Here is a 17996-nt window from a genome sequence, read left to right as displayed (position 1 = left end):
CGGACAGGTCACGTCGACTGGTCCGCGATCGCTCGCAGCAGTCGTACGACCCCCTCCGGGCCGTCGACCACGACGTCCGCCCGCTCCGACAGTTCGGTGACCTCCTCGCTGCCGCTGCAGACCAGGAGGCCGGGGGTGCCGTCGGAGCGGAGTTTGTCGATGGCGGTGTAGGCGGGGAGGTCACCGAGGTCGTCGCCGGCGTAGAGGACCGACTCGGCGCCGAGGTCGCGGACGTAGTCGAGCAGGGCCACGCCCTTGTCCATGCCGGGTGGGCGCAGTTCGAGGACCATACGGCCCGGTTCGACGATGAGGCCGTGGTGGGTGGCGAGGTCGGTGAGGGGTGCGCGGAGGGCGTCGAAGGTGCCCTGAGGGTCCGCCGCCCGGCGTGTGTGGACCGCGAGGGCGTGTCCCTTGTCCTCGATCCAGGTGCCCTGACCGGCACCGCTGCCGGCGAGGACGCCCGGCAGTTCGGCGCGGACGGCCGCGACGCCGGGGTGGGGCTCGGGCGCGGTGACCTCACCGCTGACGGCGTCCCAGCGCTCCGCGCCGTAGTGCCCGAGCACGACGAGGTGCTCCAGCCCCGGGACCCCGGCGAATCCGCCGTACCGCACGGCGACGTCGGCCGGGCGGCCGGTGATCACCGCGATGGCGGCCACCTTCGGGGCGAGCGCCGTGAGGGCCGAGAGGGCGTCGGGGTGGGCGCGGGCCTGCTCCGGGTCCGGCACGATCGGCGCGAGCGTGCCGTCGAAGTCGAGCGCGACCAGCGCCCGCGCGGGGCGGGCGAGGATGGCGGCCAGGCCGTCGCGGCCCGGTTTGGTCGAGGGTGTCGGCAGGGGGCCGGGGTGGGAGTGGGGGTCCATGGTCGGGTCCTGGTGACTGGCCATACGGCGACCCTATCCAGGGAGCCCTCGACCTACGCCTCATCCGGGGAGCCCCTCATCTCTCCGCCCGCCGCGCCTCCCGTACCCGCCGCAGGCGGTTCACCGTCACCGGGTCGTGGGCCAGGGCGCGTCGGTCGTCCAGCAGGGCGTTCAGGAGCTGGTAGTAGCGGACGGGGGCCAGGCCCAGTTCCTCGCGGATCGCCCGCTCCTTGGCGCCGGGGCCCGGGAAGCCCCGGCGTTCCAGGGCGAGGATGGCTTGCTCGCGGTCGGCGAGGGCGGCGGCCTCGGGCCGGTCGCGGCCCTGGTCCTGGCCATCGTCCTGGCCCTGGCCTTGGCCCCGGTCCTCGTCCCGGTCCTCGTCCTGGTTCATGTGTCGCACCGTAGCCCCCGCCACCGACACCCGGCGACTACCCCGCTACTCCGCGCTCTCCTCCCGCGTAGCCGTCGACTGCAGCTGCCCCAGGATCGCCGACGGGCTGCCGCCGGACGCGACCGTCCTGCCGATGCGCTGCTTGATGTCCGCGCTGACCGCGGCCCAGGAGGTCCGGCCGACCGGGTAGAGCTCGGAGACGGGGAGTTCTTCCAGGAACGGCTTGAGGTCGGCGTCCCGCTTGGCCGCGGTCATCACCGTGGACGCGGAGTTCGTGACGGGAAGGAGGTCGTACTCACGGGAGAAGTCCAGGACGTTCTCCTCGGCGTAGACGAAGTCGAGGAACTCGCCCACCTGCTCGGCATGCCCGTTCTGCTTGAAGGCCAGCATCCAGTCGGCCACTCCCATGGACATCTTGGTGGGCCCGTCGACACCGGGCATCGGCACCATGCCGAACTTCACGCCCTTCTTCTCGGCCATCTGCATCAGCGAGGGGTGGCCGTTCAGCATGCCGACCTTCCCGGCCGCGAAGGCGGTGAACGCGTCCGCCCGGTTGAGCTCGCCGGGTGCCACCGGCCCCGTCAGCCCCTTGCCGACCAGGTTGTTCTTGAGCCAGTCGAAGGTGGCAACGTTCTCCGCGGAGTCGATGCTGTACGTGCCGAGGTCGGTGTCGGTGTAGCCGCCCCCGCCGCTCAGCAGCCACTGCATCGTCTCGGCCTGCGCCTCCTCGGGACCGAGCGGCAGCGCGTACGGGTACTTCACGCCCTGAGCCTTGAGCGCCTCGGCGTCGGCGGCCAGTTCCTTCCAGGTGGTCGGCGGGGTGAGGCCGGCCTTCTCGAAGAGGGTCTTGTTGTAGAAGAGCAGGCGCGTGGAGGAGGCGAACGGGATGCCGTACTGCGCCCCGCTCACCTGTCCGGCGTTCGCGAGCTGCGAGACGAAGTCGGCCTGGACGGGGATCGAGAGCAGGTCGTCGGCCTGGTAGAGGAGGTCCTGCGCGGCGTAGTCGGCGTACGCGCCGATCTGCGCCATGTCCGGCGCCTCGTCGGCGGCGACCATCCCCTTGACCTTGGCGTCGACGTCGTTCCAGGAGTACACCGTGACGTCGATCGTGACGCCGGGGTGCTCGGCCTCGTACGCCTTGACGAGCTTGTCCCAGTACTTCTGCGAGCTGTTCGCCGCGCTGTCCCCGTAGTCCGCGGCGACCAGCTTCAGCGTCACCTCGTCCGAACCACCGGTCATCCCGCAGCCGCCCAGAACCACCGTCAGCCCCAGCGCGGACACCGCCGCGATCGTTCCGGTACGCCCTGTACGTCCCGTACGCCTACGCCGCTGCACGCAAACCCGCCCCACACCCATGTTCGAAACTTTCGAAACGTCATACATATTGCCCCCATAAGGTCTACACCACGTAAGTGGACTAGACCTCTCGCGGGTGCGCAAGACACACTGTCCCCCGTGAGACATGTCATCGCCCTCGATGTGGGCGGCACCGGGATGAAGGCCGCCCTGGCCGGAGGGGGCGGCGAGCTGCTCCACCAGGCCCGCCGCCCGACCGGCCGCGAGCGCGGGCCGGACGCGGTCGTCGAGGGCATCCTCGACTTCGCCGCCGAGTTGCGCGCCCACGGCGAGCGGCACTTCGGCGAGCCCGCGGTCGCCGTGGGCGTCGCCGTCCCCGGCATCGTCGACGAGGCGCGGGGCATCGCCGCCTACGCGGCCAACCTGGGCTGGCGGGACGTACCCCTGCGCCGGCTGCTCACCGAACGGCTCGGCGGCCTCCCCGTCGCCCTCGGCCACGACGTGCGCACCGGCGGTCTCGCCGAGGGCCGGATCGGCGCGGGCCAAGGCGCCGACCGCTTCCTGTTCATACCGCTCGGCACCGGGATCGCCGGCGCCATCGGCATCGACGGCCGGGTGGAGGCGGGTGCGCACGGCTTCGCGGGCGAGATCGGCCACATCGTCGTACGGCCCGGGGGCGCCCCCTGCCCGTGCGGGCAGCGCGGCTGCCTGGAGCGGTTCGCGTCCGCGGCGGCGGTGAGCGAGGCATGGGCCGCCGCCTGCGGGGACCCGGAGGCGGACGCCGCCGACTGCGCCAAGGCCGTCGCGTCCGGCGACCCGAACGCCGTACGGATCTGGCAGGAGGCCGTGGACGCCCTCGCCGACGGCCTGGTCACCGCCCTCACCCTGCTGGACCCCCGCACCCTGATCATCGGTGGCGGCCTCGCCGAGGCAGGGGAAACCTTGTTCACACCGCTGCGGGAGGCCGTCCAGCGGCGGGTCACGTTCCAGAAGCTGCCGTCCATCGTCCCCGCGGCCCTTGGCGACACGGCGGGATGCCTGGGTGCCGGCCTACTGGCCTGGGACCTCCTCGACAACACCGACCGTACGGAGGTAACCCCCTGATGGCTGCCGACCTAGGGGCGCGGGGAACTGCGCGACCAGCCACCACGCACCCGCAGCCCGCGACGGACAAGGTGCCCCTCATCCTGTCCGGCGCCAACGTCGTCATGCCGACGGGAACCCTCAAAGACGCCCAAGTGATCGTCGACGGCACCCGCATCGCCGACACAGCCCCGGAGAACGCTCACCGCATCGACCTCACCGGCCACTACCTGGTCCCCGGTTTCGTCGACATCCACAACCACGGCGGCGGCGGAGCCTCGTTCACTTCGGGCACCCCAGACGACGTAGTCACCGGCATCCACACCCACCGCCTGCACGGCACCACCACCCTCGTCGCCTCCACCGTCACCGGCGACATGGACTTCCTGACCCAGCGGGCCGGCCTCCTCTCCGAACTCGCCGAGCAGGGCGACATCGCCGGCATCCACTTCGAGGGCCCGTTCATCTCCCCGTGCCGCAAGGGCGCGCACTCCGAGGAGCTGCTGCGCGACCCCGACCCGGCGGACGTACGCAAGCTGATCGACGCGGCGCGCGGCCACGCGACGATGGTCACCCTCGCCTCCGAACTGCCGGGCGGCATCGACTCCGTACGCCTCCTCGCGGAGCACGGCGTCATCGCGGCGATCGGGCACACGGACGCGACGTACGAGCAGACGGTGGAGGCGATCGACGCGGGCGCGACGGTGGCCACCCACCTCTTCAACGCGATGCCGCCGCTCGGCCACCGCGAGCCGGGCCCGATCGCGGCCCTGCTGGAGGACGAGCGGGTGACCGTCGAGCTGATCAACGACGGCACGCACCTGCACCCGGCCTCCCTGCAACTGGCGTTCCATCACGCGGGCGCGGACCGGGTCGCGTTCATCACGGACGCGATGGACGCGGCCGGCTTCGGCGACGGCCGCTACATGCTCGGCCCGCTGGAGGTGGACGTGGCCGACGGCGTGGCGCGCCTCGTCGAGGGCGGCTCGATCGCGGGGTCCACCCTCACCCTCGACCGCGCCTTCAAGCGGGCGGTGACGATCGACCGGCTGCCGGTCGAGGACGCCGTCGCGGCCCTGTCCGCCAACCCCGCCAAGCTGCTCGGCCGCTACGACCGCATCGGCTCGCTGGAGCCCGGCAAGGACGCCGACCTGGTCCTGCTGGACTCCGACTTCGAGCTCAAGGGCGTGATGCGCCGGGGCGAATGGGTGGTCGGTCCCCAACTGGGGTGATCTGTCCCGCTGTTGAGGGCGGTGGTTGTCCTGGAAGACTGGGACGACCGCCGCCCGTTTGGCATGATCAGGCCTCCGGGCGGAGTGTCCGGCGGACAGACGGCGAACACATCGCGAACTTCGGGGGAGGTCGGCCACAGGTGATCCTCACGGTCACGCTGAACACCGCTCTCGACATCACCTATCAGGTACGGGCGCTGCGGCCCCACGCCTCCCACCGGGTCTCCGAGGTGATCGAACGCCCCGGCGGCAAGGGCCTGAACGTGGCCCGGGTGCTGGCGGCCCTCGGCCACGAGGTGACGGTCACGGGTTTCACGGGCGGCGCGACGGGCCGTGTCGTACAGGAGCGGCTCACGGCCACGCCCGGCGTGGTGGACGCGCTGGTCCCGGTGACGGGAGCGACCCGGCGCACGATCGCCGTGGTGGACGCGCACACCGGCGACACGACCCAGCTCAACGAGCCCGGCCCGACGATCACCCCCGCCGAGTGGTCCGCCTTCCAGGAGGCGTACGACGACCTGCTCGCGTCGGCGTCCGCGGTGGCCCTGTGCGGCAGCCTGCCGCCGGGCGTGCCGGTGGGCGCGTATGCCGGTCTGGTGCGGGCCGCGAAGGCGGCGGACGTACCCGTGCTGCTGGACACCAGCGGAGAGGCGCTGCGCCGGGGCGTCGCCGCGCGCCCGGACATCATCAAGCCCAACGCCGACGAGCTGGCCGAACTCACCGGCTCCCACGAGCCGACGCGCGCCACCCAGGACGCCCGCCGCCGAGGGGCCCGGACGGTGGTCGCCTCCCTCGGCGCGGCGGGCCTGCTCGCCCTGACCCCCGAGGGCCGCTGGCGAGCCACCCCGCCCACCCGCGTCCACGGCAATCCGACCGGCGCGGGCGACGCGGCGGTCGCGGGCCTGCTGTCGGGGCTGGTGGAACACCTGCCGTGGCCGGACCGCCTGGCCCGCGCATCGGCACTCAGCGCGGCGAGCGTGCTGGCGCCGGTGGCGGGGGAGTTCGAGCGGGCGGCCTACGAGGAGCTGCTGGGGCGGGTGGCGGTGACCGGGGAGGTCACCGCCGCGTGATCAGGAGCTGGACTTGACCCAGCCCTTGACCAGCCACATCTGGTCGATGAGGGCGTCGCACTGGTTGCCCTGCTCGCAGGAGACCTTGATCGTGTTCGTGCCCTTGTTGAGCTGGACGTAGTTGTAGGTCTTCGTCCAGCCCTTCTCGTAGTCCCCCTCGGCGGCGCCCGTCCAGTTCTTCAGGTCGACCGGCGAATCGGAGGCCGTGCCGTTGACCGTGAGCGTGGCGTTCTGGTCCTTCCCCGGGACGCTGTAACCGACGAAGACGGTGTACTTGCCCTTCTTGGGGATGTCGTTCACGGACCAGGTGACCGAGGAGCCGACCTGGTTGAAACCGGTGACGTAGACACCGCCGTCGGCCTGGGCGCCCTGGACGTCGGACGCGGTCGTGGCGCCGCCGCCGAGGGCGAGAGCCTTGGCGTCGATCGTCGGCAGGTCGTCCTCGGCCGCCTGGCTGTTGCTGTTCGACGGGCTCGGCGCGGTGCTCTGCTGGGACTGCGTCGGCGTGGAACCGGCCTCGCTGTCCTTCTTGTCCTCGTCGCCGTTCCCGCCCAGCATGGCCACGCTGATGCCTATGACGACAGCCGCGACCACGGCGATCGCGCCGATCAGCAGCCCCTTGGTGTTCGGCCCCCGGCCACGCCCGCTGCCGCCGCTGTACGCCGGCTGCTGCTGGGCCGTCGGCGTCCCGCCGGGGAACGTCTCCGGCGCCGCGTAGTGCGCGCTCGGCTGGCCGTACGCGCCCTGCTGCTGCGGGATCGGGCCGTTGGGCGCCGCCGGCGCCTGCTGACCGTACTGGCGCTGCCCGACCGGACGCACGCGGTTGACCGAACCCGGGTAGCCGTAGCCCCCGCCACCGGACGGCGGCTGGGCGCCGTTGGCCTGCCCGTCGGCGTAGAGGTAGCCGAACGGGTCGTCGTCCTCTGGCGGCGTGTTCGCGCCGTTGTTGCCGGACGTCATCCCTGTGGTACTCCTCACCAGGTGCGGGCGAATGCATAGGTCTGAAGAATGGCGAGCCTACCCGCTCCTGCTGGCCCAAACGGGTGACACAGACCGCATCAGCTCGCTGACCTGGGGGTTACCCAGCGCGTCTGTGCTGTTTGGGACGAGATCGTTTCTCTACGTACATCCGCTCGTCAGCGGACTTCAACACTTCATCCGCAGTCATCCCGCAGTGTGCCCACCCGATCCCGAAGCTGGCGCCGACGCGGACCGCCCGCCCCTCGGCCCTGATCGGCTGGATGATCTCGTTACGCAGCCGTACGGCCAGGTCCTGGGCGTCGGCCCGGCCGAGACCGTCGGCGAGGATCACGAACTCGTCGCCACCGAGCCGGGCGACCGTGTCGCCGTCACGGACGCCGCGGGTCAGCCGCCTGGCCACCTCGATGAGAACCGCGTCACCCGCGTTGTGCCCGAACCGGTCGTTGATCGACTTGAAGCCGTCGAGGTCGCAGAAGAGCACCGCGAGCCCCTTGGTGCCGTCGTCGCGCCGGTCACTCTCGTCCGGGGCGATCGTGTGGACGTGGTGGTCGAAGCCGTCGAACGCCGCCGCGCCCGGCCGGAAGTCGAAGCCGTGGCCGTTGGCGTCGTACACGGCCGGGTGGCCGTAGGCAGCGTCGGTGGACTCCAGGGCGCCCGCGTTGGTGGGGTGGGTGCACAGCCGGGAGGAGAGGCGGGAGCGCAGCTCGGCGGAGTTCGGCAGGCCGGTGAGCGAGTCGTGCGAGGCGCGGTGGGCGAGCTGGAGCTCGCGGCGCTTGCGGTCCTCGATGTCCTCGACGTGGGTGAGCAGGAAGCGGGGGCCGTCGGCGGCGTCGGCGACGACGGAGTTACGGAGCGAGACCCACACGTAGGTGCCGTCTCGGCGCCCGAGCCTGAGCTCCGCCCGGCCGCCCTCCGCGGACGTCCGCAGCAGCGTGCCGATGTCCTCGGGGTGGACGAGGTCGGAGAAGGCGTAGCGGCGCATCGCGGAGGCGGGGCGGCCCAGCAGGCGGCACAGGGCGTCGTTGGTGCGCAGGATGCGGCCGTGCTGGTCGCCGCCCATCTCGGCGATGGCCATGCCGGAGGGGGCGTACTCGAAGGCCTGCCTGAAGCTTTCCTCGCTCGCGCGCAGGGCCTGCTGCTCGCGCTCCAGCCTGACCAGTGCCCGCTGCATATTCGCGCGTAGACGTGCGTTGCTGATGGCGATGGCGGCCTGGAACGCGTACATCTGGAGCGCCTCGCGCCCCCACGCGCCCGGCATCCGGCCGTTGCGCGGCCGGTCCACGGACAGGACGCCGATCAGCTCACCGCAGGCACCGCCCTGCACGCCGGGCGTGAACATCGGCGCGAACAGGCGGTCCGACGGGTGCCACTCGTCCTCGAAGCGGGGGGCCGGGCCGTCGGTGTACCACTGCGGGACGTCGTCGTCGTCGAGGATCCAGCCCTCGGTGTGCGGGATGAAGACCAGGTCGCCCCAGTGCTCGCCCATGCTCAGCCGGCGCTCCCAGGACTCGCGGGAGCCGACGCGGCCGGTGATCAGGGCCTCGGCGGCCGGGTTGCCGGCGAACGCGGCGACGACGAGGTCGCCGTCGGGGCGTACGAGGTTGACGCACGCGAGCTCGAAGCCGAGGCCGGTCACGACGCCGTCGGCGACGGTCTGCAGGGTGTCCGCCAGGCTACGGGCCGTGTTCATGTCAGCCATGACCTGGTGCAATTGCCGCAGGGTCGCAAGACGGACGTACGGCTCCGACTCGGTCTCCATGCTCGCCCTCCCCCCGAGACCTCGCAGCGAATCAAGGGTTCTACTTCGGCGTAACTTCCCTTGCTAGTTCCCAGCCACTGAATCACAGCGCGCTGCCCACTCGGTACACAGGGTCAACAATTAATGGCTCTTGTGACTCAAGTCACAGGTAAACGTGAACAATTGAGCGGGGTTTCTGCGTTTTTCCTGTGCGTTTACTGAACGCAAACTTTGTGCGTGTGTGGAGATGCCACGAAACGTATCCGAACTGACGCGTCGGGATCGGCAGTCGTGGGCAGTGGGGCCCTTGCCGACAGCCTCTTGCCGACCGTCGGTCGGTCCGCGGTCCTAGGTCCGTTCTCGGGCGGAGGCCCGATGTGGGACGTGCGGAGGTGACATTAGCGTCTTCGGCGTGCCGAACACTTCGCCTCCCCCCGCATCCACCCCCGCGTCTCCCCCAGCGCCGCCCGTGACCGCCGTCCTCCCCGCCTCCCGGAGCGGCTCCGGGCATGCTGAGGGAGTGAGCAACGACGAGTTCCGTGCCGCCATGTCGCGGCTGGCCGCGGGTGTGGTCCTGGTGACCGCGCTGGAGCCGCCGCTGGACCCGGACGACCCGCACGCTCCGGCCGGCGAGGACGTCGGCATGACCGCGACCGCGTTCATGTCGGTGTCCCTGGACCCGCCGTTGGTGCTGGTCAGCCTGCGCGAGGGCTCCCGCATGGACGACCTGCTCGACGAACAGCCCCTGTGGGCCGTCTCGGTGCTCTCGGAGAGCCAGCGCCACATCGCCGGCCGCTTCGCCATGAAGGGCCGCGTCAGCGACCGCCTGCTGTTCGCCGACATCCCGTACGTCCGCGGCAAGGAGAGCGGCGCTCTCCTGGTGGGCGGCGCCCTGGCCACCCTGGAGTGCCGCACCGAGCAGCGGGTGACGGCCGGCGACCACACCCTGGTGATCGGCCGCGTCCTGGCCGCCTCACTGCCGAGCGGGGACGGTGGACCGCTGACGTATTTCCGGGGCCGTTACCGGCAGTTGGGCTGAACTCCGTCGCACGGAACTCCACCGCACCGAACTCCGCCGACCGCCGACGGATCCGGCGCACAATTCCATGGCGGCAAATGATCACCCGCCTTACCCTGCCCGGATGACGTCGACCACTTCCACGCCGCGCCTCGAAGAAATCACACCCGCGAACTTCGAGGCCGCCACCGGGATACGAGTCCGCCCCGACCAGGAATTCGCGGTCTCCCCCGTCATGCAGTCCCTCGCCGAGGCATACGTCCACCCCGCCGGCGTCGCCTGGCCCCGCCTGATCGTCGACGGCGACCGCCCGGTCGGCTTCCTGATGGCCTTCTTCGACATCGACTGGCGCGGCGACGGCACCCTGTTCCGCTCGGGCCTGTGGCGGCTGAACATCGCCGCAGACGAACAGGGCCGCGGATACGGCCGGTTCGCGGTCGAGTCGGTCGCCGCGGAGATCCGCCGCCGGGGCGGCAGCCAGCTGTACGTCACCTGGCACCCCGGCCCGAACGGCCCCGAGGACTTCTACCTCGGACTCGGCTTCCGCACCGACGGCGAGACCAGCGAGGGGGAGACGGTGGGGGTGCTGGAGCTGGACGGGCCGGGGGAGTCGTAGCCGCGTACGCACCCCGACGCGGGCGCCCGAGCGGGAAAGGCTCTAGATCTCCCTGACGTCGAGCCGGGACACCCGCCCGGGTTCCGTCACGATGTCGATCACGGCGATCCGATCGCGTACGAACGCAAACCGCAGCGCCCGTTCCACCCGCCCCTCGGCGAGCACCACGAACCCCGGCACACCGTCGACCAGCGCGGTCCGCGCGACCCCGGCGAGCGGCCCGAACGTCGCCGCGCCCCGCGCCACCGCCGCCGCGCCCGTGGTCACCCCGACCTCGGTGCGCGCGATGACGTCCGGGTCGAGGACGTCGAGCAGCCCCTCGAAGTCCCCCTCCCGCGCGGCGGCGAGAAAGGCGGCGACGACCTCCCGCCGCTTGCGCTGCCCGGCGCCCCCGGTCTCGGGCGCGCCGACGCCCTGCACCCGGCGCCGGGCCCGGCTGGCGAGCTGCCGCGCGGCGGCCGGCGTACGGTCCACGACGTCCGCGACCTCGTCGTACGACACCCCGAACAGGTCGTGCAGCACGAACGCCAGCCGCTCGGCGGGCGTCAGGGTGTCCAGTACGACGAGCAGGGCGACGCCGATCGAGTCGGCGAGGAGGACGTCCTGCTCGGGGTCGGGCGCGGCCGCGGTCGCGGAGGCGGTGGGAGCGGGCGGCTCGGGCGCCGCGGCGTCCAGGGGTTCCTCCGCGCGGGACCTGCGGGAGCGCAGCATGTCCAGGCAGACCCGGCCGACGACGGTCGTCAGCCAGCCGCCGAGGTTGTCGATCCGTGCGGTGTCCGACCGGCTCACCCGGAACCAGGCCTCCTGCACCGCGTCCTCGGCCTCGGCGGCCGAACCGAGCATGCGATGCGCCACCGCGCGCAGATGGCCGCGGTGCGCCTCGAAACGCCGGGCAAGGAAGTCGGTGTCGTCGGCGCTCATCAGTGGCAGCCTCTCGTCGCGGTCCGTCGTCAGTTGCTTGACGGATGGCGCGACGCGGATGTGACAGCGGGGCCCTTGCGCCTGGGGCCTGTCCGGCGGATCAGGCCGTCCCCGAGTCGGCAACCGACGACAACGCGGCTTAAGGTCCCCCCTCTGGGGGAGCGCGTGCCAGGCCCCGCGACGCCGGCATGATCCGCCGGGCAGGCCCCAGGGCCTTGCCCAGGTCCCGCCCACCCCAGCCGCGCCCGAGCCACTACCCCCAGTCCCGCCCGGACCGCCCCCGCTTGGTGTCTGAGCGCTGCTTCTTCTCCCTCAGCCGTCGCTCGTTGATCCCGCGGGGAATCCGGGTGGGCCTGCGCGGCTTGGGCGGCGGGGCCGTCGCTTCGGCGAGGAGCGCGGCGAGGCGTACGGCGGCGGTCTCGCGGTTGCGCCACTGGGAGCGGTGCTCGGAGGCGCGCACGGTGACGACACCGTCGACCAGCCTCCCGGCCAGCCGCTCCAGCGCCCGCCCCTTCCAGACCTCGGGCAGCGCCTCGGTCTTCGCCAGGTCGAACCGCAGCTCGACCTGGGAGTCACTGGTGTTGACGTGCTGGCCACCCGGGCCGCTCGACCGCGAGAAACGCCACATGAGCTCGGCCTCGGGAAGCGAGACGGAGCCACGGATGACGTAGGGACCAGACATGTCTTCCATGTTCCCCGCCTGTCCCGTCCACGTCACGCGAATATCGCCCGCGCAGCCGCCCTCGCAGCCACTCTCGCAGCCGTCCTCCTGGCAGCCCGCGTCTCCCCTTTGGGTGCTCTTTGGCAAAGAAAGTAAAGACACCTGGAACTTGAGGTACCCCTCTGCGCGTTCATAGGGGTAGCTGTAGCTTCTAGCCGTACCGCAACGAGGGAAGGGACTCCCAACAATGGCTGTAAGCCTGTCCAAGGGTGGCAACGTCTCGCTCACCAAGGAGGCTCCGGGCCTGACCGCCGTCACCGTGGGCCTCGGCTGGGACGTCCGCACCACCACCGGCACGGACTTCGACCTCGACGCCTCCGCGATCGCGGTCAACCCCACGGGCAAGGTCTACTCGGACGCCCACTTCGTCTTCTTCAACAACAAGCAGACGCCGGACAGCACGATCGTCCACACCGGCGACAACCGCACCGGCGAGGGCGCGGGCGACGACGAGGCGATCAACGTCAACCTCGCCGGCCTCCCGGCCGACGTCGACAAGATCGTCTTCCCGGTCTCCATCTACGACGCCGAGAACCGCTCGCAGAACTTCGGCCAGGTACGCAACGCCTACATCCGCATCCTCAACCAGGCCGGCGGCGCCGAGATCGCCCGCTACGACCTCTCCGAGGACGCGGCCACCGAGACCGCGATGGTCTTCGGCGAGCTCTACCGCAACGGCGCCGAGTGGAAGTTCCGCGCGGTCGGCCAGGGCTACGCCTCGGGCCTGGTGGGCATCGCGCAGGACTTCGGCGTGAACGTCTGAGAATCAGGCGCTGGCCCGGTCAGCACGAAGACCCCCCAACTCACCGTTGGGGGGTCTTCTTCATGTGCGGATGAAGGCGTCGCTCGGAGGCACTCCGGCCCCGAACGCTCCATGCCCGACTCTCCTCGCGGACCCGTACTTCGCCACGCCCACGCGGAGGCCAGGAAATGTTCTGCGACAGATCCGTCACAGATCAGGTCAAGCGGCCCGGGTGAGCTTGTTCTCATGATCCGTTCAAAGTTACGTTTCCCGAAGTCGCTTTCGAACGGGGGTCCTTGTGGGAGTAGTCCTGCCGAGCGAGCTGGATGCGGCCCTGGACCTGATAGGCATCAGCTGGCCCAACGTCGACGAGGACGACTACCGCGAAATGGCCCAGGCCATGCGGGAGTTCGCCGACGACATCGACGACGGCGCCGCCGACGCCCACCAGGCGATCACCGACCTGATCGGAGGCAACGAAGGCCTCGCGATCCAGGCGCTGGAGAAACACTGGGGCCTCGTCAAAGGCAAGCATCTGACCAATCTCGCCGAGGCCGGCCGCGTGGCGGCGACCGCGCTGGACGGGGTCGCGGTGCTGATCGAGGGCGCGAAGCTCGCGGCGATCGTCCAACTCGGCATCCTCGCCGCCGAGATAGCGGCCGCCATCGCGGCCGCCCCCGTCACCCTGGGCCTGTCGACGCTGGGCGGTATCGCGGGCACGCAGGCCACCCGGATCGCGGTGAAGCGCATCTTCGAGGAGGTGTGCGAGGAGATCGCCGGGCGGATCATCGAGGTTGCGACGGGCCCGGTCCTCCAGGCCCTCGGCTCGATGGCGGGCGACCTGGTCCTGCAACTGGGCGGCAACGCCCTGGGGACCCAGAACGGCGTCGACCTCGGCCAGACCGCGAAGGCCGGCCGGGAGGGCATGAACGAGGGCGTCGACCATCTCAAGTCGGGCGGCGGAATGCAGCTGGCCAGCGCGGGCGGCGGGTCGATGCAGCTGGCCGGCGCGGGCGGCGGCGGGTCCGGCGGGGGCTCGGGCGGCGGCGGTCAGTTCGCCATGGACCCGGACTCCTACGACCGGGCCGGCAACGGGCTCAAGAGCGCGGGTGGCAAGATCCGCGACGGCGCCGGAAGCAAGCTGTCGCGCGCGAAGTCCTCGCACGGCCGCGCCAAGGGCAAGGACCCGCTCACCAATCTCCTCGACCCCGTGGTCGACGAGCTCGTGGAGGGGATCGGGAAGGGCGTCAAGCGCTCCGCCGACCACCTCGACGACAGCATGACCAGCGGCCTGAGCAAGATGGCCAAGCGCCACAAGGACAACGACGACGAGACCGCCCTTTCCCTGAAGCAGCTCCAGAAGGGCAACGACGGCAAGACGCCCATGTACCTCATGAGCGACGACGGAACGCTCAAGCGGCTGAAGACGGACGGCAACACCGACAAGCTGACCCAGGAAGACCGGGACCGCATCGGCCTCAAGCTCGACGGCGACAACGCCGGACGGCCGCTGCCGGGCGAACCGAACCTCAAGCTCCAGGGCAAGGAGCGGCCGCGCCCACTCAGCAATTCACAGCAGGTGGAGCTCGGGAGCACACCGCTGTCCCAGGCCGTGCAACTGGCCCGCCACTCGGACAAGAGCTACGGCAATCACAAGCAGGTGAACGGCGAGGACAAGTTCGAGAGCAACAACTACGCCGCCGCCCGGTTCAACAGCGCCAAGGACGGCGACGGCGACTTCGTCATGGTCGCGCGCAGTTCGGGATTCCGGCACTCCGAGCGCATGATCGGCTTCCCGGTCCTCCGGGACGGGGCGGGCGACCGTATGACAGAGCTGTACACGGAGAGGGCCCCCTGTTCGTCCGCGCCGAACTGCAGCGCGTGGATGAAGGAAAGGCTCTCGCATGTCGATGTCACCCACAGCATCGATTACGGGAACACAAAGGAATCAAGAGCACAGGGCAACGCGGAAATGATGGATTACCTGGATCGCCTCAAAGCGAATCGGGGTAAATAGCTCACGTGCTAGCATCGGGCACTCCTCTCATTCGCAAGGCAGGCAGGTCACGAGATGCCATCCCCGATCGACCGGGAAACCCTGGAGTCCGAGTTCGCCCCGGAAGAACTCATCACCTTTCCCGAAGCGGTGGTGGCGAACATCCGGCACGAGCCGAGCGCGCGCTTCCTGCGTGACGTCGGCATTCCGGCCCGCCCGAATCCCTGGTTCGACCTCGTCGACGGGACCCCGGAGCAGGCGAGGCCGCTCGGCGAGTGCTACGACGACCTGCGTGAGCGCTGGACCGACCTGCCCGAGGGGGCCGAGGGCTGGATCCTCCTCGGCATGGTCCCCTACGACGACATCGCCCTGGACGGGGGCACCGGTACCGTCCACTGCCTGCCGGGCGACGAGTCCGAGATCTATCCGCTGAACAAGGACGTGAATTCTTTCGCGCACTTTCTCTATCTGCTGGAGAAAGAGCGTCCGAATTACGATTTCGAGTCGGAGCTGGAATCGCTCGACCTGGAGGGTGCGGCGGGGCGTCTGACCGAGCAGATGAGGGAAATCGATTCGGCCGCTCTGGAGGTGGGCCAGTCACGCTGGCACGACATCCTGGAGTATGTCGCCGATCCCGATGCGAGGTAGTCGCGATGAACAGCAGTGACGTTCGGAATTTCGGGAGGATCACCGTTCCGCTGACGGTCGGCCCGTACTTCGCGACGGCCGAGTCCGACCCCGTACCCCTGGAGGAGTTCGCGCGGTCCGTCGGCCGTACGGTCGTACGGGACGAGTGCCGGCAGTGGAGGCGGTTCGGCTCGGACCGCGGCTTCGAACTCTGCGCCGACGACGAGGGCGTCGTACGGGCCGTACTCCTCGACTGGGCCGAGCAGGCGCGTTTCGTGAACGCGACCGAGGAGGCGTTCACCCAGTCGCTCACCGCGCTGGACGAGGCCCTCACCGTGATCCTCGGCACCGACCAGCCGCGGGAGGCCGCCGCCGCGTACGCGGAGCTTGAGCAGCGGTTGCGGGGCATCGACCCGCGGGCGTTCGAGGGGCGCGAGAACTGGTGGCCCTTGGTCCTCGACGACATCAGGGACACCGCGAGCGCGGAGTGGTTCACCGCGTTCGAGATCGTCGACGAGCGGGGCGAGAAGCAGATCGTCACGCAGGCCGGCGACATCGGCGTCCACCCGGAGGAGCGGCTGTGGGCCCGGCTACGGGCCGCGGGGGTCGCGCCGGAGCAAGTACTGCGGATCCACACCGAGTTGGAGGCCTGCTTCATGCCGGGCCACTACTGCTCACTGTGGCTCGGGCAGGTCTTCCCCGAGGCGCAGCTCACGCACAACTTCCCCTACGGGGAGACGGCCGAGTCCCGTACCGAGGGCATCCGGCTGCTGCGCGAGGCGGCCGAGCAGCCACCGCAGTAGGACGCCGGAGAACGACAAGAGGGGAAGCAGCACATCATGACCGTCGGTGCCGTCACACCGGACATCGCCTCCTGGCCGCCGCTCGACGACGACAAGCGGGCCGCCGGGCAGCAGTTGCTCGACTGGGCGGCCGACGGAAACGGGCCCCGGCTGTGTCTGGTGCGGGGTGCCGAGGGCAGCGGCAAGAGCGCTCTGCTCGCCTGGCTCCTGGCCGGAACGATCGACCGGCCGGGCATCACCGTGCATGCCACCGTGCCGTCCGAGGGGCTGACCACCGAGACCTTCGCCTGGGAGTTGGGGCGCCAGCTCGGCTACGGCCCCCTCTCCCCCGCGCGCCTACTGGACCGGGTGAGCCGGGACGAGCGGCCGTTGCTGCTCCTCGTACCCGATCTGCACCGGGCCGGGGCGGGCCCCGCGGATCTGCCCGCGGCGGCACCGCGGACCCTGGTCGCCGAGCTGCTGGAGCCGCTGCTGGCGATTCCCCATCTCCGCGCGGCCGTTGAGGTCGGCGCGTCAGCGCTCCTGGCCGCGGACGCCGTCGAGGTCGTCGACCTGGGCGACCGCACCGACCGCACCGACCGCACCGAGGTACCCCCTGCCGGCGAGGCGTCCTACACGGACCTCGTCGCGACGGTCCCGCACACCTCCGACGGCCGGCCGGACTGGGCCGCGGCACCCGCCACGGTGCTCCGGCACATCCTCGACGCCGCCCTGCGCGCCGACGACGAAAGGGCCGCCGTACGCGGCCTGTTGAGCGACCCCGGGTTCCTGGTGCACGGCTCGGCGACGGCGCTCACCGCCGTACTCGCCGACGAGCGCATCCCCGTACCGGGGCAGCTGCGCCGAGTGTGGCGGCGTGCCGCGCCCGAGCTGACGGCGCATCACACCGACAGCGCCGAGCGGGCCGCCCTGCTGCACACCGCGGCCGTGGGCACGGACAAGGTCCTGACCGACTTCCTCCAACCCCTGGCCCGACGCCACTGGTGGACCGCGGAGTGGAACCGGCAGGATCTCGCGGTGACCGCGCTCGCGCAGGTGCCGGGGGAAGAGCGACGGCTGCTGACGGCCGACGCCACGGGGCGGCTGCGGACCTACGACGTGGACAGCGGCGCGTCCGCCGGGGCGATCGGTGCCGCGCCGGCCGTGGGACCCGGTGATGCCACGTCCGTGGAGCCCGGCTCCTCGCCGTCCTACGTCCGCCCGGCCGCCGTACGACCGCGGTCCGTCGCCGCGCGTGACGCCCGCTCGCTGCTGCTGCTCGACCGGTCCGACGCGCTGCTCCCTCTGGTGTCCGAGGACGACCCGACCGCCGCGATCGTGCTCGGGCACATCGCCGAGCACCACGGTTCGGCCGCGCTCGCCGGGGAGGAGTCCCTGGTCACGGCACTTGGCAGTGGTGGCACGCGGAGTCCGTACGCCGTCGTCGGCGACCGGAGCGGCACGGTCCATGTGTGGTCCCTGGGCGAGTACCAGGACACCCCGCGCACCTGCCGTGTGCACGAGCTGCCGGTGACGGCAGCCACCGGCGTCGACACCGCCGACGGGCTGACCCTCACCTTCAGCGCCGCGTCGGACGGTTCGGTACGGCTGTGGGAGACGGGCTCGGACGAGCCGATGCCCGTGCCGGTGCAGCAGCGCCGGTATCTGGTCACGGCCCTCGCCGCGGCCGACACTCCCGTCGGTCCGGTGCTCGCCGTGGCCTGGAGCGACGGCGAGCTGCACCTGTGGCACGTGTTCTCCGGCGAGGTGCGCGTCCTGCCGCTGCCGCACCCCTGCGACACCCTCGCACTCACCCCCGAGGCACTGCTCCTCGTCGGGGGCCCCGAGGGGCTGTGTGCGATACGGCTACGGCTGGACGCGCTCCGGGAGCAGTGAGGCGCCTGAGCCGGGGGCTCGCGTCG

At 71.1% G+C, this 17996-nt stretch carries 16 protein-coding genes and 1 pseudogene; 10 read left to right on the top strand and 7 right to left on the bottom strand.

The genetic code is table 11. The annotated features are described in order from the left end of the window. Positions 1-8: 8 nt before the first annotated feature. The 3 genes and pseudogenes from otsB to ACIA8X_RS26825 form a co-directional block, all read right to left on the bottom strand. Entirely contained in the window at positions 9-884 is an 876-nt protein-coding gene (gene otsB / locus ACIA8X_RS26835; protein WP_399459268.1) for a trehalose-phosphatase, read from the bottom strand. A gap of 52 nt (positions 885-936) precedes the next feature. After that, positions 937-1158 (bottom strand): annotated as a pseudogene (locus ACIA8X_RS26830) (DUF3263 domain-containing protein); the annotation flags it as partial. 138 nt (positions 1159-1296) lie between these two features. After that, a complete protein-coding gene (locus tag ACIA8X_RS26825; protein WP_393452523.1) occupies positions 1297-2532 on the bottom strand; it encodes an ABC transporter substrate-binding protein in 1236 nt (411 codons plus the stop codon). A 174-nt stretch (positions 2533-2706) separates the two neighbouring features. On the opposite strand from ACIA8X_RS26825, the gene ACIA8X_RS26820 reads away from it, so the two are divergent. The 3 genes from ACIA8X_RS26820 to ACIA8X_RS26810 all read left to right on the top strand — a co-directional run bounded on the left by ACIA8X_RS26820 (position 2707) and on the right by ACIA8X_RS26810 (position 5932). Next, a complete protein-coding gene (locus ACIA8X_RS26820) occupies positions 2707-3651 on the top strand; it encodes an ROK family protein (protein ID WP_393452521.1) in 945 nt (314 codons plus the stop codon). Next, complete coding sequence (gene nagA, locus ACIA8X_RS26815) at positions 3651-4862, top strand: N-acetylglucosamine-6-phosphate deacetylase (protein ID WP_393452518.1); 1212 nt, start codon at positions 3651-3653, stop codon at positions 4860-4862. The genes ACIA8X_RS26820 and nagA overlap by 1 nt, the downstream gene beginning before the upstream one ends. Positions 4863-5002: 140 nt before the next feature. Further along, a complete protein-coding gene (locus tag ACIA8X_RS26810) occupies positions 5003-5932 on the top strand; it encodes a 1-phosphofructokinase family hexose kinase (protein ID WP_393452515.1) in 930 nt (309 codons plus the stop codon). On the opposite strand, the gene ACIA8X_RS26805 is transcribed toward ACIA8X_RS26810, so the two are convergent. Both ACIA8X_RS26805 and cdgB read right to left on the bottom strand, forming a co-directional pair. Next, on the bottom strand, positions 5933-6892 hold the full coding sequence (locus ACIA8X_RS26805; protein WP_393452512.1) for a CBM35 domain-containing protein: 960 nt from the start codon (positions 6890-6892) through the stop codon (positions 5933-5935). Between the two features lie 118 nt (positions 6893-7010). Then, positions 7011-8672: a diguanylate cyclase CdgB gene (gene cdgB / locus ACIA8X_RS26800; RefSeq protein WP_393452509.1), complete on the bottom strand. Its 1662-nt coding sequence runs from the start codon at positions 8670-8672 to the stop codon at positions 7011-7013. A gap of 391 nt (positions 8673-9063) precedes the next feature. On the opposite strand from cdgB, the gene ACIA8X_RS26795 reads away from it, so the two are divergent. Next, positions 9064-9690, top strand: a complete 627-nt coding sequence (locus ACIA8X_RS26795; protein ID WP_393452506.1) for a flavin reductase family protein — start codon at positions 9064-9066, stop codon at positions 9688-9690. 103 nt (positions 9691-9793) lie between these two features. Beyond that, positions 9794-10285 (top strand): GNAT family N-acetyltransferase, encoded by a 492-nt coding sequence (locus ACIA8X_RS26790; RefSeq protein ID WP_399459267.1) that lies wholly within the window; start codon positions 9794-9796, stop codon positions 10283-10285. Positions 10286-10327: 42 nt separating this feature from the next. Here the strand turns inward: ACIA8X_RS26790 and ACIA8X_RS26785 are convergent, their stop codons facing one another. Both ACIA8X_RS26785 and arfB read right to left on the bottom strand, forming a co-directional pair. Then, entirely contained in the window at positions 10328-11206 is an 879-nt protein-coding gene (locus tag ACIA8X_RS26785; protein WP_399459265.1) for a sigma-70 family RNA polymerase sigma factor, read from the bottom strand. A gap of 253 nt (positions 11207-11459) precedes the next feature. After that, the gene (gene arfB, locus ACIA8X_RS26780; protein ID WP_393452497.1) at positions 11460-11897 is read right to left on the bottom strand and encodes an alternative ribosome rescue aminoacyl-tRNA hydrolase ArfB; all 438 of its coding nucleotides are present in this window, start codon (positions 11895-11897) and stop codon (positions 11460-11462) included. Between the two features lie 217 nt (positions 11898-12114). On the opposite strand from arfB, the gene ACIA8X_RS26775 reads away from it, so the two are divergent. From ACIA8X_RS26775 to ACIA8X_RS26755, 5 genes are all read left to right on the top strand, one after another. Beyond that, positions 12115-12690 carry a TerD family protein gene (locus ACIA8X_RS26775; RefSeq protein ID WP_393452494.1) on the top strand — a complete coding sequence of 192 codons (576 nt, stop codon included), beginning with the start codon at positions 12115-12117 and terminating at the stop codon, positions 12688-12690. Between the two features lie 277 nt (positions 12691-12967). Then, positions 12968-14686: a nucleic acid/nucleotide deaminase domain-containing protein gene (locus ACIA8X_RS26770; RefSeq protein ID WP_399459264.1), complete on the top strand. Its 1719-nt coding sequence runs from the start codon at positions 12968-12970 to the stop codon at positions 14684-14686. Between the two features lie 54 nt (positions 14687-14740). Then, positions 14741-15313, top strand: coding sequence for an SUKH-4 family immunity protein (locus ACIA8X_RS26765; RefSeq protein WP_399459263.1), 573 nt, complete (start codon positions 14741-14743; stop codon positions 15311-15313). Between the two features lie 5 nt (positions 15314-15318). Next, positions 15319-16095: a nucleic acid/nucleotide deaminase domain-containing protein gene (locus tag ACIA8X_RS26760; protein ID WP_399459262.1), complete on the top strand. Its 777-nt coding sequence runs from the start codon at positions 15319-15321 to the stop codon at positions 16093-16095. A gap of 36 nt (positions 16096-16131) precedes the next feature. Next, positions 16132-17970 carry a hypothetical protein gene (locus ACIA8X_RS26755; protein WP_393452483.1) on the top strand — a complete coding sequence of 613 codons (1839 nt, stop codon included), beginning with the start codon at positions 16132-16134 and terminating at the stop codon, positions 17968-17970. Positions 17971-17996: the final 26 nt, after the last annotated feature.

Origin of the sequence: Streptomyces sp. NPDC051738, assembly GCF_044453205.1 — a bacterium.
GTDB lineage: Bacteria > Actinomycetota > Actinomycetes > Streptomycetales > Streptomycetaceae > Streptomyces.
Note: the sequence above shows the minus strand (reverse complement) of the source record. Positions and strands in the feature narration are given on the sequence as shown.

Coding starts and splice junctions, on each gene's coding strand:
- ACIA8X_RS26785 (WP_399459265.1), bottom strand. CDS start 11,206: ATGAGCGCCGACGACACCGACTTCCTTGCCCGGCGTTTCGAGGCGCAC.
- ACIA8X_RS26805 (WP_393452512.1), bottom strand. CDS start 6,892: ATGACGTCCGGCAACAACGGCGCGAACACGCCGCCAGAGGACGACGAC.
- ACIA8X_RS26760 (WP_399459262.1), top strand. CDS start 15,319: ATGAACAGCAGTGACGTTCGGAATTTCGGGAGGATCACCGTTCCGCTG.
- nagA (WP_393452518.1), top strand. CDS start 3,651: ATGGCTGCCGACCTAGGGGCGCGGGGAACTGCGCGACCAGCCACCACG.
- cdgB (WP_393452509.1), bottom strand. CDS start 8,672: ATGGAGACCGAGTCGGAGCCGTACGTCCGTCTTGCGACCCTGCGGCAA.
- ACIA8X_RS26765 (WP_399459263.1), top strand. CDS start 14,741: ATGCCATCCCCGATCGACCGGGAAACCCTGGAGTCCGAGTTCGCCCCG.
- ACIA8X_RS26755 (WP_393452483.1), top strand. CDS start 16,132: ATGACCGTCGGTGCCGTCACACCGGACATCGCCTCCTGGCCGCCGCTC.
- ACIA8X_RS26775 (WP_393452494.1), top strand. CDS start 12,115: ATGGCTGTAAGCCTGTCCAAGGGTGGCAACGTCTCGCTCACCAAGGAG.
- otsB (WP_399459268.1), bottom strand. CDS start 884: ATGGCCAGTCACCAGGACCCGACCATGGACCCCCACTCCCACCCCGGC.
- ACIA8X_RS26790 (WP_399459267.1), top strand. CDS start 9,794: ATGACGTCGACCACTTCCACGCCGCGCCTCGAAGAAATCACACCCGCG.
- arfB (WP_393452497.1), bottom strand. CDS start 11,897: ATGGAAGACATGTCTGGTCCCTACGTCATCCGTGGCTCCGTCTCGCTT.